This is a genomic window from Bradyrhizobium sp. SZCCHNRI1029 (assembly GCF_032487555.1).
GTDB lineage: Bacteria > Pseudomonadota > Alphaproteobacteria > Rhizobiales > Xanthobacteraceae > Bradyrhizobium.
Genome location: NZ_JAUEUK010000005.1, coordinates 512,581 through 529,188, shown reverse-complemented (window position 1 = coordinate 529,188; position 16,608 = coordinate 512,581). Strand labels below are relative to the sequence as shown.

Here is a 16,608-nt window from a genome sequence, read left to right as displayed (position 1 = left end):
GAGATGTCGCCATTCGACTTGTTTCCGTTGGGCAAGCCGGCCTTCGTCGGCCATCCGATCGATCGCGCCGCCCATCTGCGCTTCCATGACGAGAGGCTGCTCGGCTTCGAGAGCAAGCCGTCGACGCGGGCCTATGTCGTGCATCGCGATTCGCTGGTGCTGAAGCGCGAGGGCGACAAGCTGCGCGCGCTGCTGTCGATCGACGAGGCGCTGAAGTTCGGTGCCAATCCGGGAACGATCTTCCTCGGGCTGCAGGACGAAGCGGCGGTGTTCGGCATGGGCATCTCGCCGGCGGCCGTCGAGAAGCTCGCCGGGCGCGACGATGTGGCGGTCACCGAGCTGCGCGGGATGGCGATGCAGGGCGCGATCCCGGTCGACCAGTTGGCGACGATCGCGATGGCGAAGTCCCTGGTATCATGGCATCAGCGCCACGGCTTCTGCGCCAATTGCGGCGCCAAGACCGCGATGCGCGAGGGCGGCTGGAAGCGCGAATGCCCGAGCTGCAAGACGGAGCATTTCCCGCGCACCGATCCGGTCGTGATCTCGCTGGTCGCCTCGGGCGACAAGTGCCTGCTCGGGCGGCAGAAGCAGTTTCCGGCCGGCATGTATTCCTGCCTCGCCGGCTTCGTCGAGGCGGCTGAGACGATCGAGGACGCCGTCCGGCGCGAGGTGTTCGAAGAATCGGGCATTCGCTGTACCGACGTGACCTATTACATGACCCAGCCTTGGCCCTATCCGTCGTCGTTGATGATCGGTTGCAGCGCCCGAGCGCTCAACGAAGACATCGTCATCGACCGCACCGAGCTCGAGGACGTGCGCTGGTTCAGCCGCGACGAGGCCCGGCAGATGCTGCTACGGCAGCATCCGGACGGCTTGGCGGGACCGCATCCGTTCGCCATTGCTCATCATCTGGTCGGCCGCTGGCTGAAGGAGAACGACGAGCGGTAACAGGAAACCAGTCCGGCCCTCTGCGGAAACGGCCGGACCCGGCCGCAAAGGGCTGAACGGCCGATCCTTGCCTTGGAACGATTTTCTCTATATGAGGGTTTTATAGCCTTCCTATGGAACAAGTTTCTCCATGACCGACGTCGCCGCCCAAGGCTCCGAGGCCAATCGCCGGCTCGATGCCATTGACCGCAAGATTCTGATGGTCCTGCAGGAGGACGCATCGCTCTCCGTCGCCGAGATCGGCGATCGGGTCGGATTGTCGTCGACGCCGTGCTGGAAGCGCATCCAGCGGCTGGAGGCCGATGGCGTGATCCTGCGCCGGGTGGCCCTGGTCGATCAGAACAAGATCGGGCTCGGCATCTCCGTGTTCGTCTCGGTGGAGAGTGCCGACCATTCCGAGGCCTGGCTGCGCAAATTCGCCGAGGCCGTCAGCTCGATGCCGGAGGTGATGGAGTTCTACCGGATGGCCGGCGACGTCGACTACATGCTGCGCGTCGTCGTTGCGGACATGCAGAGCTACGATGTCTTCTACAAGAAGCTGATCAGCGCGGTGCCCCTGAAGAACGTCACCTCGCGCTTCGCCATGGAGAAGATCAAGTCGGTCACGGCGCTGCCGGTGCCGCCGGTCTGAGCCGAGCATTCCGGGCCGCTTGGACGTTGCAGCGCCGGCGTCCCGAACTCCAGTCGTCATCCCTAACGAACGTTTACCGGAAGTTATTCCCATCCCTCTATTCTTGGATGTGATGACGTCCGGTGCAACCATACCTCAGTCTTCGCGCCCGTGGCTCAATGCCACGGCGCTTCTGATCGCGAGCTTTGTCGCGGTCGCAGCGCTGTCACTCCAAGTGCGCGCGGGGAGCGAAATCGTGGCCGTCGCTTTCCCACCTTGGTGGAGCGCGCAACACGCGATGCTCGCTGCGGCCTCGGCTGACGCCGCGCTCGTGCGCACAACGACCATTTCATCGCTGCTGGTCGTTCGTCCCGGCGAACACGACGGCTCGGCGCGGCTGCGCGAGGCCGGAGCCTGGCTCATCATCGATCCGCAGGCGGTCTCCGCCTGCCTTGCAAAATGATCTCTTTGGGGGAATCGGAAATGAACGTCGAGACCAGCGATCTGGCAACCCTCCGGCACACAACCAGCAAGCTTCTGCTGGCGGTACTCTGGGTTCACGTTCCGCTCTCCCTCATCATCGGGCTGTCGCGCGGCGACTGGCTGATGCCGACCATGCTCATGGTCGTCATGGCGGTGGTGGCGACCCTTTCCTGGCGCAGCGCCGGCGACACCTTGTCGACCCAGCTCACGGTCGCGGTCGCCGTCATGGGCGGTGTATCTGTGCTTGTCTACCAGATGTCCGGACATGCCTGGCAGATCGACATGCACATGTATTTCTTCGCCGCGCTCGCCTGTCTGGTCGCATATTGCGACTACCGGCCGATCCTGGCCGGCACCGTCGCCGTCGCGCTTCACCATCTGGTCCTGAACTTCGTCTTTCCTGCAGCGATCTACCCGGGCGGCGCTGATTTCGGCCGCGTTGTGCTGCATGCGGTCATCCTGCTGATCGAGGCCGGTGTTCTCATCGCCCTTGCGCTCAAGCTGACGCAGTTGTTCGAAACCAGCGCGCGCAAGACCGCAGAAGCCGAATCGGCGATCGCTGCCGAGGCGCGCGCCACCGCCGAGCGGTTCGAGGCCGAGCAACGCGTCAAGCAGCAGGCCGATCTTGCCCGTCGCGAGCTCGCAGAAGGCTTCGAGCGCAAGATCGGCGGCATCGTCGAGGCGGTGGCCGTCGCCGCCAACGAGATGCAGAGCCTGTCCTCGTCGATGAGCCGGAGCAGCGCGGAGTCCTCGCGCCAGACGTCGGCCGCGGCCGGCGCCTCGCAACAGGCGTCGACCAATGTCGAGACGGTCGCTGCCGCAACGGAAGAGCTGACTGCGTCGATCAACAGTATCTCACAGCAGGTGACGCGGTCGGCGGAGATCGCCGCGAAAGCGGCGGACGAAGCTCGCCGCACCAACACGGTGGTCGCGAGCCTGGCTGCCGGCACTCAGAAGATCGGCGAGGTGGTGACGCTGATCCAGACGATCGCCAGCCAGACCAACCTGCTGGCGCTGAACGCCACCATTGAGGCGGCGCGCGCCGGCGAGCACGGCAAGGGCTTTGCCGTCGTGGCAAGCGAGGTCAAGGCGCTCGCCAACCAGACCGCGAAGGCCACCGAGGAAATTTCCAGCCAGGTGCAGAGCATCCAGAGCGCAACGGGTGACGCCGTCTCCGCCATCCAGGCGATCGGGGGAACGATTGCCGAGATCGACGACATCTCCAAGGAGATCGCCACCGCGGTCGAGCAGCAGGGCCTCGCCACCGGAGAAATTTCCGGCAACGTGCAGCAGGCGGCCGAAGGCACGCGGCTGGTCAGCCAAAGCATGGGCAGCGTGACCCGTGCCTCCGACGAGACCGGCAGCGCCGCCTCGCGCCTGCTGGAGTCCGCGACCGGACTCACCTCGCAATCGACCCGGCTCAAATCCGAGGTCGATCAGTTCCTGAGCTCCCTGAGGGCCGCTTGATTCCATCGAGTAGGATCGGATCAGCGCCCTAGCGCGACATCATCGACGCGGCCTCAGATCGTCTGGTTGTAGGCGCCGACTTCGGGATGCGTCCGCAGCACCTCGTTGACCGCCTCGAACATGTCGTGCATGCGCTGCTCGGACACCGGGCTTTCGACCACCACCACGAGCTCGGGCTTGTTGGATGACGCTCGCACCAGACCCCAGCTGCCGTCCTCGACGGTGACGCGGACGCCGTTGACGGTGACGAGATCGCGGATCTTCTGCCCCGCCACCTTGCCGCCCTGCTGCTGCAGCGCCTGGAAGTGCTTCACGACAGCGTCGGCGACGCCGTATTTGACCTCGTCGCCACAATGCGGCGACATGGTCGGCGACGACCAGGTCTTTGGCAGCGCGTCCTTCAGGTCGGCCATCGACTTGCCCGGCGCCCGATCGAGCATGTCGCAGATCGCGATCGCCGAGACCAGACCGTCGTCGTAGCCTCGCCCGAACGGGCGGTTGAAGAAGAAGTGGCCCGACTTCTCGAAGCCGGCGAGCGCACCGAGCTCGTTGGTGCGGCGCTTCATGTAGGAATGGCCTGTCTTCCAGTAGGCGGTCTTCGCGCCCTGCGCCTGCAGCACCGGATCGGTCATGAACAGGCCGGTCGACTTCACGTCGACGACGAACTGCGCGTCCTTGTGGATCGCCGACATGTCGCGCGCCAGCATCACGCCGACCTTGTCGGCGAAGATCTCCTCGCCGGTATTGTCGACCACGCCGCAGCGATCGCCGTCGCCATCGAAGCCGAGGCCGACATCGGCCTCGTGCGCGAGCACGGCATCGCGGATGGCGTGCAGCATCTCCATGTCTTCGGGATTGGGATTGTATTTCGGGAAGGTGTGATCGAGCTCGGTGTCGAGCGGGACAACCTCGCAGCCGATCGCCTCCAGCACCTGCGGCGCGAACGCGCCCGCGGTGCCGTTGCCGCAGGCCGCGACCACCTTCAGCCTGCGCTTCAGCTTGGGACGGCTGGTGAGGTCGGCGATGTAGCGCGCCGGATAATTCTCATGGAACTGATAGGAGCCGCCGCTGCCATTCTTGAACGCGGCCTCGAGCACGATCTCCTTGAGCCGGGTCATCTCTTCGGGGCCGAAGGTGAGCGGGCGGTTGGCCCCCATCTTCACGCCGGTCCAGCCGTTGTCGTTGTGCGAGGCGGTCACCATGGCGACGCAGGGCACGTCGAGGTCGAACTGGGCGAAATAGGCCATCGGCGTCACGGCAAGGCCGATGTCATGCACCTTGCAGCCGGCGGCCATCAGGCCCGAGATCAGGGCGTATTTGATCGAGGCGGAGTAGCCGCGGAAATCGTGCCCGGTCACGATCTCCTGCTTGACGCCGCGTTCGGCGATCAGCGCGCCCAGCCCCATGCCGAGCGCCTGCACCCCCATCAGATTGATCTCCTTGTTGAACAGCCAGCGCGCGTCATATTCGCGGAAGCCCGTCGGCTTCACCATCGGCTCGGATTCGAAGGCGTAGGTATTGGGAACCAGGACGGGCTTGGGTTTCGGAAACATCAGGAGACGGCCTCGGCAATATCACATCAATGGAAGAAGGCATTCGTGCTTAGCACGACGTCAGACAACAGTGTCAGAAGGCAGAGGAATACAGGCAACAATCGGGCAGGACCGCTCGAGCAGGCCACCAGACGAACTCAATGACTGCGACTCGGGATAGGCCTGCCTGCCGGTATGTGGGGGCCGGTGACGCGCGAAACAACATTCCGCTTCGGTGCAGCCTACTGCTCCAGCACCATCTGGCCGTTGGCGTAGGCGAAACGCTTCAGCTTGGACAGGAAGGACAGGCCAAGCAGATTCTCCGACAGCGCCGTATCGGGCAGCACCAGGGCATCGACGTCTCGCACGGTGAGCTCGCCGAGCTCGACCATCGCGAGCCTGGCCCGGGCGGCCTTCACGGTGCCGTTGGCCGTGGTCACGGTGGCGGTGTAGTCGCCGCGCGCCGGACGCAGGCCGAAACGGGCGGCCGAGCTCTCGTTCAGCGCGACCATCGAGGCGCCGGTATCGACCATGAAGCTGATGCGCTGGCCGTCGATGCGGCCGTCGGCGCGGAAATGACCGCGGCGGTCGGTCGGAATGCTCAGGCTGCGCTGGCCCGCAGGAGACGGTTCCGCCGTGGCAACCCGCGCGGACGGCGTCGCGGATGCCGACGCGGGGGTCAGGCGATCGGCCAGTTGCGCCATGAAGGTGCCGAGACCGACGAGAACGGCCGCGAAGATCATTATGTTACGCATGACGCAAACGCCTGACTTTACCCCGCAACCGATTTGACCATCAAAGCCGCTGACGGGCGACTGCGAGCGACCGGCTGCCGCCGCCATTTTGGCGAAAACGATGAGTGAAGCGTTAACGACAACGACGGCGGCGGTACAATTTGCATGAGCTACGTCCCCCGCGGCTTGGCCCGCCGGGTCGGCTCGGCATGGGCCGGATCGTCGGGCCAGGGATGGCGCGGATAACGGCCGCGCAGGTCGGTGCGGACCGCGGCATAGGAGCCGCGCCAGAAGCCGGGCAGATCGCGCGTCACCTGCACCGGCCGCTGCGCCGGCGACAGCAGCTCCAGCACCAGGGGCACAGCGCCGCGCGCGATCGAGGGATGGACGTTCAGGCCGAACAGCTCCTGCAGCCGCACCGCGATGGTGGGCCCCTGCTCGGCCTCGTAGTCGATCGCCAGCATGGTGCCGGTCGGCGCCTCGAAATGGGTCGGCGCCTCCCGGTCGAGCCGGGCGCGGAGATCCCAGGGCAGCAGCGCCATCACGGCGTCGGAGACGTCGCCGGGCGATATGTCCTTGAGCGAGGTCTTGTCGGCGAGCAGCGGCACCAGCCAGTCCTCGCGCCGCTCGGCGAGGCCCGCCTCCGACAGGTCCGGCCAACTCTCGCCTTCCGCCCTGCGCAGGAAGGTGACGCGGTCACGCCACTGCTTGGCGGCCTTCGACCAGGGCAGCCGGTCGAGCCCGGCCGCGCAGATCCCTTCCGCGAAGATGCGCGCGGTCTCCTCCGACGGCGTCAGCGCGACTGGCGCATCGGCCATGGTGATCGCATGCAGCTTGCGCCGGCGGCGCGCCCGCAACGCCATCGCGTTTTGATCGAAGCTGACCTCGTCTCTCGCTTCGATATGTGCAGCAAAATGCCGCTCTATATCCTCGATCGCCAGCGGCGCCGCCAGCAGGATGCGGCCGCTGGCCGCCGTTCCCGTCAGCTCACCGACCGCGATATAGGGCACGCGCGCCAGCGACGAGGCGGGGTCGACGGCGGCGCCGCGGCCATTGGCGAGCACGAAGCTGCCATTGCCGCGATTGCGCGCGACCCGGTCGGGAAAGGCGAAGGCGAGCATCAGGCCGGTGGAGATGTCCGCGTCTCCGGCGCGGGCGGACGCGGACGACACCTGCTGCGCCCACCGCCGCGCAAGGTCGCGGGCACTTTGCGCGCGCGGCGAGCGGTCGCGGCGGAACTGATCGAGCCGCACCTCGAGATCAACGCTGTCGCCGCCCAGCCCGCGCTCGGTCAGGATGGCGGCGATGTCGGCGGCCTGCGCCGCCGCGCCGTGGTCGGCGGCATCGACGATCATCCGCGCCAGCCGCGGCGGCAGCGCCAGCGCCCGCAGCCGCCGGCCTTCGTTGGTCAGCCTGCCATCGGCATCGAGCGCATCGAGCTCGCGCAGCAGGTCCCTTGCCTCCTTCCAAGCCGGTTGCGGCGGCGGATCGAGGAAGCTCAGCGCGGAGGGGTCACTGACACCCCATTGCGCCAGATCGAGCACCAGCGAGGACAGGTCGGCGCTGAGGATTTCCGGCTGCGTATAGGCCGCCAGCGAGGCCGTCTGCGGCTCGTCCCATAGCCGGTAGCAGACGCCAGGCTCGGTGCGGCCGGCGCGGCCGCGGCGCTGATCGACGGCGGCGCGCGAAGCCCGCATCGTCTCCAGCCTGGTGAGGCCGATGTCCGGCTCGTAGCGCGGCACCCGGGCGAGACCGGAATCGACCACGATGCGGACGCCTTCGATGGTCAGCGAGGTCTCGGCGATCGACGTCGCCAGCACGACCTTGCGGCTGCCCTTCGGTGCCGGCGAAATCGCGCGGTCCTGGACCGCGGCATCGAGCGCGCCGAACAGCGGCACGATCTCAACGCTGGCATCATGAACGCGCTCGGCGAGCATGGTCTGGGTACGCCGGATCTCGGCCGCGCCCGGCAGGAAGGCGAGCACGGAGCCGGCATCGGCGCGCAGCGCGCTGGCGATGGTCTCGGCCATCTGGCGCTCGACCGGCGCATCCGGCTTGCGGCCGACATAACGGGTCTCGACCGGATAGGCTCGGCCCTCGCTCTCGACCACCGGCGCATTGCCGAGCAGTCTGGCGACGCGGGCGCCGTCGAGCGTCGCCGACATCACGAGGATACGGAGATCCTCGCGCAGCCCCTGCTGCGCATCGCGCGCCAATGCGAGGCCGAGATCGGCGTCGAGCGAGCGCTCGTGGAATTCGTCGAACAGCACGGCAGCGACGCCGATCAGTTCGGGATCATCGAGGATCTGCCGGGTGAAGATGCCCTCGGTGACGACCTCGATGCGGGTCGCGCGCGAGATCTTCGAGCCGAAGCGCACGCGGTAGCCGACGGTGTCGCCTACGCGCTCGCCGAGCGACTTCGCCATGCGCTCGGCCGAGGCGCGGGCCGCGATCCGGCGCGGCTCCAGCACGATGATCTTCTTGTCCCCAACCCAGACTGCATCACGCAAGGCCAGCGGCACCCGCGTGGTCTTGCCGGCGCCGGGCGGCGCCACCAGCACGGCGGTGTTGCTGCGTTCGAGCGTGCCGGACAGATCGTCCAGCACGGCATCGATGGGCAGCGGTGTGTCGAAGCGGAGGGGCAATAGCAGCAACCCGTCATCACCCGCGAAGGCGGGTGATCCAGTAAGCGCAAATCTCGCGGATCACGAAGATCGGGCGTACTGGATACCCCGCCTGCGCGGGGTATGACAATGCCATGTCAACCGCCCTTCACCGATGGCCTGCCGATGCTCTCGTAGACGAAGCCGTGGGCGGCCATCTCGTCGGGGCGGTAGACATTGCGCAAATCGACGACGACCGGATGCGCCATCACCTCCTTGAGGCGATCGAGATCCATGGCGCGGTACTGCACCCATTCGGTGACCAGCACGATCGCATCGGCGCCGGTCGCGCACTCATAGGGATCGTCGTAGTAGGCGATCTCCGGCAGCTCCTTCTTGGCCTGCTCGATGCCGACGGGATCATGCGCGCGGACCTTGGCGCCCATGTCGAGCAGACCGGTCACCAGCGGGATCGACGGTGCCTCGCGCATGTCGTCGGTCTCCGGCTTGAAGGTGAGGCCGAGCACCGCGACTGTCTTGCCGCGCAGATTGCCGCCGACGGCATGCGCCACCTTGCGCGCCATCGCGCGCTTGCGGTTGTCGTTCACCGCCAGCACCGATTCGACGATGCGCAGCTGCGTGTCGTAGTCCTGCGCGATCTTGATCAGCGCACGCGTGTCCTTCGGGAAGCACGAACCGCCGAAGCCCGGACCGGCATGCAGGAATTTGGAGCCGATGCGGTTGTCGAGACCGATGCCGCGCGCCACCTCCTGCACGTCGGCGCCGACCTTCTCGGCGAGATCGGCGACCTCGTTGATGAAGGTGATCTTGGTGGCGAGGAACGCATTGGCGGCGTATTTGATCAGCTCGGCGGTGCGGCGCTCGGTGTACATCATCGGCGCCTGGTTCAACGACAGCGGGCGATAGATGTCGCCGAGCACCTTGCGGCCACGCTCGTCCGCGGTGCCGACGACGATGCGATCCGGCCATTTGAAATCGCGGATCGCGGCACCTTCGCGCAGAAATTCCGGATTGGAGGCGACGACGACATCGGCCGTCGGATTGGTCTCGCGGATGATGCGCTCGACCTCGTCGCCGGTGCCGACCGGCACCGTCGACTTCGTCACGACCACGGTGAAGCCGGTGAGCGAGGCGGCGATCTCGCGCGCGGCGGCATAGACGTAGGTGAGGTCGGCGTGTCCGTCGCCGCGCCGCGACGGCGTACCAACCGCGATGAAAACGGCGTCGGCCTCCGCGACCGGCTGCTTGAGGTCCGTGGTGAAATCGAGCCGCTTGGCCTTGACGTTGGCCGCGACCAGCGCATCCAGGCCGGGCTCGAAGATCGGAATTTCTCCGCGATGCAGCGCGGCGATCTTGCTCTCGTCCTTGTCCACGCAGGTCACCTGGTGACCGAAATCGGCGAAGCAGGCACCGGACACCAGACCCACATAGCCCGTGCCGATCATCGCAATTCGCATCGAAACCCATCCTTCAAGGTTAATACTTTCGCGTCTTAAACCATTTGCGGTTCAAGGGGAATTTAGAAAACGGCATGACGTTTGGATGACAAGGAGGAGTATTAACGGCTCTGCCCGACAATGCGGCAGCTCCGCGCCAAAGAGGGACAGCATGACCGCGAATGGTACGCCGAAAACGGCCGGAACCGAGACGCGCATCGACTGGGTGGACTACGCCAAGGGTATCTGCATCATCATGGTGGTGATGATGCACTCGGTGCTCGGCGTCGAGCTCGCCGCCGGCGAGACCGGCTTCATGCACGCCGTCGTCGCCTTCGCCAAGCCGTTCCGGATGCCCGACTTCTTCCTGATTTCCGGCCTGTTTCTGCCACTGGTGATCAACCGGGACTGGCGTACCTATCTCGACCGCAAGGTGGTGCATTTCGCCTACTTCTACGTGCTGTGGGTGACCATCCAGTTCGGCTTCAAGGCGCCCGGCTTCGCCGCCGCGTCCGGCTGGCCGCACGCCGGCTACCTGTACCTGGAATCCTTCATCGAGCCGTTCGGCACGCTGTGGTTCATCTATCTGCTGCCGATCTTCTTCGTCGTCATCAAACTGACACGAAAGCTGCCGGCGCCGGTGATCTGGGGCGTCGCGGCCGGCCTCGAAATGGCGCACATCGTCACCGGCTGGACCGTGATCGACGAATTCTGCGCCCGCTTCGTCTATATCTATTCGGGCTATCTGTTCGCGCCTGCCATCTTCGCGCTGTCGGATCGCGCGCGGGCGCAGCCGATGCTCGCCATCGTCGGCCTGCTCGCCTGGGCGGTGATCAATCAGTCGCTGGTGAACCTCGGTGTCAGCGAATGGCCGGCTGTCTCCCTCATGCTCGGCTATGCCGGCGCCGTCGCCATCATCATCGCCGGCACGCTGCTGGCGCGCGCGCAGCTCCTCAACGCATTGCGGTTCTGCGGCGAGCATTCGATCGTGATCTATCTCGCCTTCTTCCTGCCGATGGCGGCGACGCGCTCCTTGTTGCTGAAGACGGGCGCCATCGCCGACATCGGCACGATCTCCCTGCTCGTGACCGTCGCCGGCGTGCTCGGCGCGCTCGCGATCTGGCGCCTCGCGCTGCGCCTCGGCGCACGCTTCCTGTTCGAGCGCCCGATCGCGTTCTGGATCGCGCCGCCGAAGCCGAAAGCCGTGTTGCAGCCGGCGGAGTAGCGTCACCGTCAGGGCACCAGAAGCAGCGCGCCACGGCTGCGGCCGCTCTCCAGATCGATATGGGCCTCGACGACCCGCGCCAGCGGATACGCGGTGCCGTGGCCGACGAGATCGCCATCGGCGAGCGCGGCGAGAACCGTCGCTGCATCCCTGCGATAGTCGGCGACATCGTTGACATGGGCCATCACGCTCGGGCGTGCCAGCGACAGGCTGCGGCGCGGCCCTAGCTCCTCGACGGCAAGGCTTGGAATTGGACCGCCGGACTGACCGATGCTGGCGACCGTCCCGAACGGCCTGACGCAGGCGAGCGTTTGCGCAAGCGTCTTGCCGCCGACGCCATCATAGGCGACATCGACGCCGCGCCCGTCGGTCAATCGCTTCACGGCATCGACAAAGTCAGCATCCCGGCCGACGATCAGATGGCGCGCGCCGGCGGCACGCGCGAGCTCCGCCTTGGCCTCCGAGCTCACCGTGCCGATGACGGTCGCGCCGCGCAGCCGAGCCAGTCGCGTCAGCACCTGGCCGAGCCCGCCGGCGGCACTGTGCACCAACAGCGTCGTTCCGGCTCCGACGGCATAGGTACGATTGAGCAGCATCACCGCGGTGATGCCTTTCAGCAGGGTCGACGCAGCGCTCGCTTCAGACACGGCGTCGGGCAGCGGCATCGCGCGCCAGGCGGGCAGATTTCGCTCCGAGGCATAGGCGCCGACCGGGGCGCCGGCATAGGCGACGCGGTCGCCGACGGACAACTCTGTCACGTCCGCGCCTTTCGCCGTGACGATCCCCGCCCCTTCGACCCCAGGAATTCCATCGGGCAGCGGATAGAGGCCGCTGCGCTGATAGATATCGATGAAGTTCACGCCGATCGCCGTGTGGCGCAGCCGGATCTCGTTGGCGCCCGGCGCCGGCAGCTCAACATTCTCCAACACCAGATTCTCCGCGCCACCCGGTGCCTTCAGTCGAACGATAGCAACCATGCCCGTCTCCACACATCTTGCCTTGATCCGGACAGTGTGGTCAGCGTTGGCATTCTGCGGAATTGCCCAATTTGGCTCCCCTATTGTGAATATTCGAACATGCGGATCGACTGGACCGACCTTCACCACTTCGTGACCCTGGCCCGCGAGGGCACGCTGTCGGCCGCCGCACGTGGTCTCGGCGTCGATCATGTCACGGTGGCCCGCCGGGTCGCGGCCCTGGAACGGGCCACCGGGCTGAAGCTGGTCGACCGCCGAGCGCGGGCCTATGAGCTGACCGAGGACGGCCGCCGCCTCGCCGCGGCCGCCGGCCCGATGGAGCAGGCCGCGTTCGCGATCGAGCGCGCCGTGGTCGCATCGCGTCCCGGTCTGGCCGGTGAGGTCTCGGTCAGCGCGCCGCCGACGCTCGCCAACAGGCTGATCGCGCCACGGCTGGTCGAGCTGCACCGGCGGCATCCCGCCATCATCATCAAGCTGATCGGCGAGAAGCGCAGCGCCTCGCTCAACCGACGGGAAGCCGACATCGCTCTGCGACTGTTCCGTCCCGACGAGCCCGGCCTGATCGCACGCAAGATCGGCCGCTTCGGCTTCAACCTCTACGGCGCGCCGCACTATCTCAAGGAGACGCCGCAGCATGCGCTCGGATTCATCGCCTATGATGCCAGCATGGACTCGGCACCCCAGCAGCAATGGCTGAAGGCGGTCGCCGGGCAGCGCCCGATCGTGTTTCGGAGCAGCGATCTCGAGAGCCAGGCCGCAGCGGCGCGCGCAGGGCTGGGGCTCGCCGCCCTGCCGCATTTTCTCGGCGATCATGATCCCGACCTCACCCGCTTCGAAGCCGGCGCGGCCATCAGCAGGGACATCTGGCTCATCGTTCATCGCGACCTCAGGCGCACGCCCCTCATTCGCGCCGTCATGGAGTTCCTGACCCGCTGCGTCCGACCGGACTGAGGGGCGGAAAAATCCGGTGCGCATGGCGTCGTCACGGCTGTCAATGCGAGCGAAAATCCCTACATTGCGGCCATGCCCAAAGCTCCCCAGAAAGCCGCCGCCACGCCCGCCGCCCCTGTGCCTGCCGCCGCCAAGAATTTGGCGAAGGGCGCGGCCAACGGCGACCATGTGTTCCTGGTCGACGGCTCGTCCTACATCTTCCGCGCCTATCACGCGCTGCCGCCGCTCAACCGCAAGTCCGACGGGCTGCAGGTCAATGCCGTGCTCGGCTTCTGCAACATGCTGTGGAAGCTGCTGCGCGACATGCCCGAGACCGACCGACCGACGCATCTGGCCATCGTGTTCGACAAGTCCGAGGTCACGTTCCGCAACAAGATCTACGCCGACTACAAGGCGCACCGGCCGCCGGCGCCCGACGACCTGATCCCGCAATTCTCGCTGATCCGCGAGGCCGTCCGCGCCTTCGACCTGCCGTGCCTGGAGCAGTCGGGCTTCGAGGCGGACGACCTGATCGCGACTTATGCGCGGCTTGCCTGTGAGCGCGGCGCCACCACCACCATCGTGTCCTCGGACAAGGATTTGATGCAGCTCGTCAACGACTGCGTCACGATGTACGACACGATGAAGGACCGACGCATCGGCGTCGCCGAGGTGATCGAGAAGTTCGGCGTGCCGCCGGAGAAGGTGGTCGAGGTGCAGGCGCTGGCCGGCGATTCCACCGACAACGTGCCGGGCGTGCCCGGCATCGGCATCAAGACCGCCGCGCAGTTGATCACCGACTATGGCGATCTCGAAGGCCTGCTGACGCGCGCAAGCGAGATCAAGCAGCCGAAGCGGCGCGAGGCGCTGATCGAGAACGCCGAGAAGGCGCGGATCTCGCGCCAGTTGGTGCTGCTCGACGACAAGGTCGTGCTCGATGTGCCACTCGACGACCTCGCGGTGCACGAGCCCGATCCGCGCAAGCTGATCGCCTTCCTCAAGGCGATGGAGTTCACCACGCTGACGCGCCGCGTCGCCGAGTATTCGCACATCGATCCGGCCGACGTATCGGCGGATGAGCAGTTGAAGGTGGGATCGAGTCCGGCCGCAGCCCCCACCCCGCCCTCCCCCGCAAGCGGGGGAGGGAGCACACTGAGCAAGCCAGGCGCCGCTCCTCGCAGCGGTGACCCGCGCACCGACAAGTCGGCGATGAGCAAAGGCACACCCGCCAGCCTCGCCGAGTCCAGGGCCGAGGCGGCCAAGAGCGCGCGGATCGATCGCGATAAATATCAGACCGTGCGCACCGTATCGGAGCTGAATGCGTGGCTCGCCCGCGTCCATGACTTCGGTCGGGTCACCATCGACGTCAAAGCCAGCTCGATCGATCCGATGCAGGCCAGCCTGTGCGGCATCGCGTTGGCGCTGGCGCCGAACGACGCCTGCTACATCCCGCTGGCGCATCGCCAGGCCGGCGATGGCGGCGGCCTGTTCGATGCCGGGCTCGCACCTGGCCAGATCAGGGACAGCGAGGCGCTCGCTGCCCTGACGCCCATCCTGGAATCGGCCGGCCTGCTCAAGATCGGCTTCAACATCAAGTTCACGGCCGTGATGCTGGCGCAGGCCGGCATCACCCTGACCAACACCGACGACGTGCAGCTGATGAGCTACGCGCTGGACGCCGGACGTGGATCGCAGAAGCTCGACTCGCTGTCCGAGCACGTGCTCGGACACGCCATGATCAGTGAAGGTGAGCTGATCGGGAGCGGCCGGAACAAGCTGACCTTCGAGCAGGTCGCCATCGATCGCGCGACCGCGCATTCCGCGGAAGCCGCCGATGTCATCCATCGGGTCTGGCGCGTGCTGAAGCCGCGCCTCACGGCGGAGCGCATGACCGCGGTCTACGAGACCCTGGAGCGGCCGCTGGTGTCGGTGCTGGCGCGCATGGAGCGGCGCGGCATCTCGATCGACCGCCAGGTGCTGTCGCGCCTGTCCGGCGACTTCGCCCAGACCGCGGCGCGCGTCGAGGCCGAGTTGCAGGAGCTGGCCGGCGAGCCGATCAATGTCGGCAGCCCGAAGCAGATCGGCGACATCCTGTTCGGCAAGATGGGCCTGTCGGGCGGCACCAAGACCAAGACCGGCGCCTGGTCGACCTCTGCCTCCATCCTCGATGACCTCGCCGAGCAGGGCAACGATTTCGCGCGCAAGATCCTGGAATGGCGCCAGGTCTCGAAGCTGAAATCGACCTATACCGATGCGCTGCCGACCTATGTCAACCCGCAGACGCATCGCGTGCACACCACTTACGCGCTGGCGGCGACCACCACCGGCCGGCTGTCGTCGAACGAGCCGAATCTGCAGAACATCCCGGTGCGGACCGAAGATGGCCGCAAGATCCGCCGCGCCTTCATCGCGACGCCGGGCCATAAGCTGGTGTCGGCCGACTACTCGCAGATCGAGTTGCGGCTGCTCGCGGAGATCGCCGACATCCCCGTGCTGAAGCAGGCGTTCAAGGACGGGCTCGACATCCACGCGATGACGGCATCCGAGATGTTCGGCGTGCCGATCAAGGACATGCCGAGCGAGGTGCGCCGCCGCGCCAAGGCGATCAATTTCGGCATCATCTACGGCATCTCCGCGTTCGGCCTCGCCAACCAGCTCGGCATCGCCCGCGAGGAGGCCTCGGCCTACATCAAGCGCTATTTCGAGCGCTTCCCCGGCATTCGCGACTACATGGACGCGACCAAGGAGTTCTGCCGCAAGCACGGCTATGTCACCACGTTGTTCGGCCGCAAGTGCCATTACCCCGAGATCAAGGCCTCCAACGCCTCGGTGCGCGCCTTCAACGAGCGCGCCGCGATCAATGCGCGGCTGCAGGGCACCGCGGCCGACATCATCCGGCGCGCCATGATCCGCGTCGAGGAGGCCCTGGCGCAAAAGAAGCTGTCGGCTCAGATGCTGCTGCAGGTGCATGACGAACTGATCTTCGAGGTGCCGGACGACGAGGTCGCCGCGACCTTGCCGGTGGTGCAGCACGTCATGCAGGACGCCCCCTTCCCGGCGGTGCTGCTGTCGGTGCCGCTACATGTCGACGCCCGCGCGGCTGATAACTGGGATGAGGCGCATTGAGCTGATCGCGGTGATCTCTGCCTCGTCATCGCGAGCGCCGAAATCCGTCACGAGCGAGATGCCACCCTCCCCTGGAGGGGGAGGGTCGATCGCACGCAAAGCGGGCGAGCGGGGTGGGGTGAGCCGCGGGCGCTGGCGCCTGTGGAGAGATCACCCCACCCCGCCTCCCATTCGCTGCGCTCGTGAGAGGCGACCCTCCCCCTCCAGGGGAGGGTGGGCAGCGTGCCTCGCAACGCAGCCCTCATACGCATCCGTTTGATGCTCCCCAATACGATGATCATTGGCTGCAACGCGAGCCGTAGACATGCCTCAGCCTTCTCGCAGCATGATTTGCTCGAGGGATGCATGTCGTTCGCCCTCTGAATTTTGCAGAGGGCGCAGGGAAGGCCGGGCCTCGGCTGAGGCCCGTGGCCCGCCTGCTCAAAAGAATGCAGGCGGCAGGTACCACAGGTTCAGCCGGACAGACCCGGCCCTCCCTGCGCGATGGGCTTAACGTCTGCTCCGAGCTCTCCCCGG

12 protein-coding genes are annotated in these 16,608 nt (G+C 66.4%); 7 read left to right on the top strand and 5 right to left on the bottom strand.

Going from position 1 to position 16,608, the window contains the following annotated elements:
• Positions 1 to 3: 3 nt before the first annotated feature.
• The 4 genes from nudC (at position 4) to QW861_RS17370 (ending at position 3,508) form a co-directional block, all read left to right on the top strand.
• Positions 4 to 948: an NAD(+) diphosphatase gene (nudC, locus tag QW861_RS17385; RefSeq protein WP_316193317.1), complete on the top strand. Its 945-nt coding sequence runs from the start codon at positions 4 to 6 to the stop codon at positions 946 to 948.
• 130 nt (positions 949 to 1,078) lie between these two features.
• Positions 1,079 to 1,579, top strand: a complete 501-nt coding sequence (locus tag QW861_RS17380; protein WP_315715344.1) for an Lrp/AsnC family transcriptional regulator — start codon at positions 1,079 to 1,081, stop codon at positions 1,577 to 1,579.
• Between the two features lie 112 nt (positions 1,580 to 1,691).
• Positions 1,692 to 2,021: a hypothetical protein gene (locus tag QW861_RS17375; protein WP_315752316.1), complete on the top strand. Its 330-nt coding sequence runs from the start codon at positions 1,692 to 1,694 to the stop codon at positions 2,019 to 2,021.
• A gap of 20 nt (positions 2,022 to 2,041) precedes the next feature.
• Positions 2,042 to 3,508 carry a methyl-accepting chemotaxis protein gene (locus QW861_RS17370; protein ID WP_316167266.1) on the top strand — a complete coding sequence of 489 codons (1,467 nt, stop codon included), beginning with the start codon at positions 2,042 to 2,044 and terminating at the stop codon, positions 3,506 to 3,508.
• A 53-nt stretch (positions 3,509 to 3,561) separates the two neighbouring features.
• Here the strand turns inward: QW861_RS17370 and QW861_RS17365 are convergent, their stop codons facing one another.
• The 4 genes from QW861_RS17365 to QW861_RS17350 all read right to left on the bottom strand — a co-directional run bounded on the left by QW861_RS17365 (position 3,562) and on the right by QW861_RS17350 (position 9,855).
• Positions 3,562 to 5,061 (bottom strand): phosphomannomutase/phosphoglucomutase, encoded by a 1,500-nt coding sequence (locus tag QW861_RS17365; RefSeq protein WP_316193316.1) that lies wholly within the window; start codon positions 5,059 to 5,061, stop codon positions 3,562 to 3,564.
• 221 nt (positions 5,062 to 5,282) lie between these two features.
• Entirely contained in the window at positions 5,283 to 5,783 is a 501-nt protein-coding gene (locus tag QW861_RS17360; RefSeq protein WP_315752318.1) for a TIGR02281 family clan AA aspartic protease, read from the bottom strand.
• Between the two features lie 161 nt (positions 5,784 to 5,944).
• Entirely contained in the window at positions 5,945 to 8,419 is a 2,475-nt protein-coding gene (gene hrpB, locus QW861_RS17355; protein WP_315752319.1) for an ATP-dependent helicase HrpB, read from the bottom strand.
• A gap of 116 nt (positions 8,420 to 8,535) precedes the next feature.
• A complete protein-coding gene (locus QW861_RS17350) occupies positions 8,536 to 9,855 on the bottom strand; it encodes a UDP-glucose/GDP-mannose dehydrogenase family protein (protein WP_315715339.1) in 1,320 nt (439 codons plus the stop codon).
• Between the two features lie 151 nt (positions 9,856 to 10,006).
• On the opposite strand from QW861_RS17350, the gene QW861_RS17345 reads away from it, so the two are divergent.
• Entirely contained in the window at positions 10,007 to 11,059 is a 1,053-nt protein-coding gene (locus QW861_RS17345; RefSeq protein WP_315752217.1) for an acyltransferase family protein, read from the top strand.
• Between the two features lie 8 nt (positions 11,060 to 11,067).
• Here QW861_RS17345 and QW861_RS17340 read toward each other — a convergent pair whose 3' ends face one another.
• Positions 11,068 to 12,036: a quinone oxidoreductase gene (locus QW861_RS17340; protein WP_315752218.1), complete on the bottom strand. Its 969-nt coding sequence runs from the start codon at positions 12,034 to 12,036 to the stop codon at positions 11,068 to 11,070.
• A 99-nt stretch (positions 12,037 to 12,135) separates the two neighbouring features.
• Here QW861_RS17340 and QW861_RS17335 point away from each other — a divergent pair, with 99 nt between their 5' ends.
• Both QW861_RS17335 and polA read left to right on the top strand, forming a co-directional pair.
• Complete coding sequence (locus QW861_RS17335; protein ID WP_315752219.1) at positions 12,136 to 12,987, top strand: LysR family transcriptional regulator; 852 nt, start codon at positions 12,136 to 12,138, stop codon at positions 12,985 to 12,987.
• A 72-nt stretch (positions 12,988 to 13,059) separates the two neighbouring features.
• Positions 13,060 to 16,092 (top strand): DNA polymerase I, encoded by a 3,033-nt coding sequence (polA, locus tag QW861_RS17330; protein ID WP_316193315.1) that lies wholly within the window; start codon positions 13,060 to 13,062, stop codon positions 16,090 to 16,092.
• The last annotated feature ends 516 nt before the right edge of the window (positions 16,093 to 16,608 follow it).

Coding starts and splice junctions, on each gene's coding strand:
- QW861_RS17360 (WP_315752318.1), bottom strand. CDS start 5,783: ATGATCTTCGCGGCCGTTCTCGTCGGTCTCGGCACCTTCATGGCGCAA.
- QW861_RS17380 (WP_315715344.1), top strand. CDS start 1,079: ATGACCGACGTCGCCGCCCAAGGCTCCGAGGCCAATCGCCGGCTCGAT.
- QW861_RS17350 (WP_315715339.1), bottom strand. CDS start 9,855: ATGCGAATTGCGATGATCGGCACGGGCTATGTGGGTCTGGTGTCCGGT.
- QW861_RS17345 (WP_315752217.1), top strand. CDS start 10,007: ATGACCGCGAATGGTACGCCGAAAACGGCCGGAACCGAGACGCGCATC.
- nudC (WP_316193317.1), top strand. CDS start 4: ATGTCGCCATTCGACTTGTTTCCGTTGGGCAAGCCGGCCTTCGTCGGC.
- polA (WP_316193315.1), top strand. CDS start 13,060: ATGCCCAAAGCTCCCCAGAAAGCCGCCGCCACGCCCGCCGCCCCTGTG.
- QW861_RS17370 (WP_316167266.1), top strand. CDS start 2,042: ATGAACGTCGAGACCAGCGATCTGGCAACCCTCCGGCACACAACCAGC.
- QW861_RS17375 (WP_315752316.1), top strand. CDS start 1,692: ATGACGTCCGGTGCAACCATACCTCAGTCTTCGCGCCCGTGGCTCAAT.
- QW861_RS17335 (WP_315752219.1), top strand. CDS start 12,136: ATGCGGATCGACTGGACCGACCTTCACCACTTCGTGACCCTGGCCCGC.
- QW861_RS17340 (WP_315752218.1), bottom strand. CDS start 12,036: ATGGTTGCTATCGTTCGACTGAAGGCACCGGGTGGCGCGGAGAATCTG.
- QW861_RS17365 (WP_316193316.1), bottom strand. CDS start 5,061: ATGTTTCCGAAACCCAAGCCCGTCCTGGTTCCCAATACCTACGCCTTC.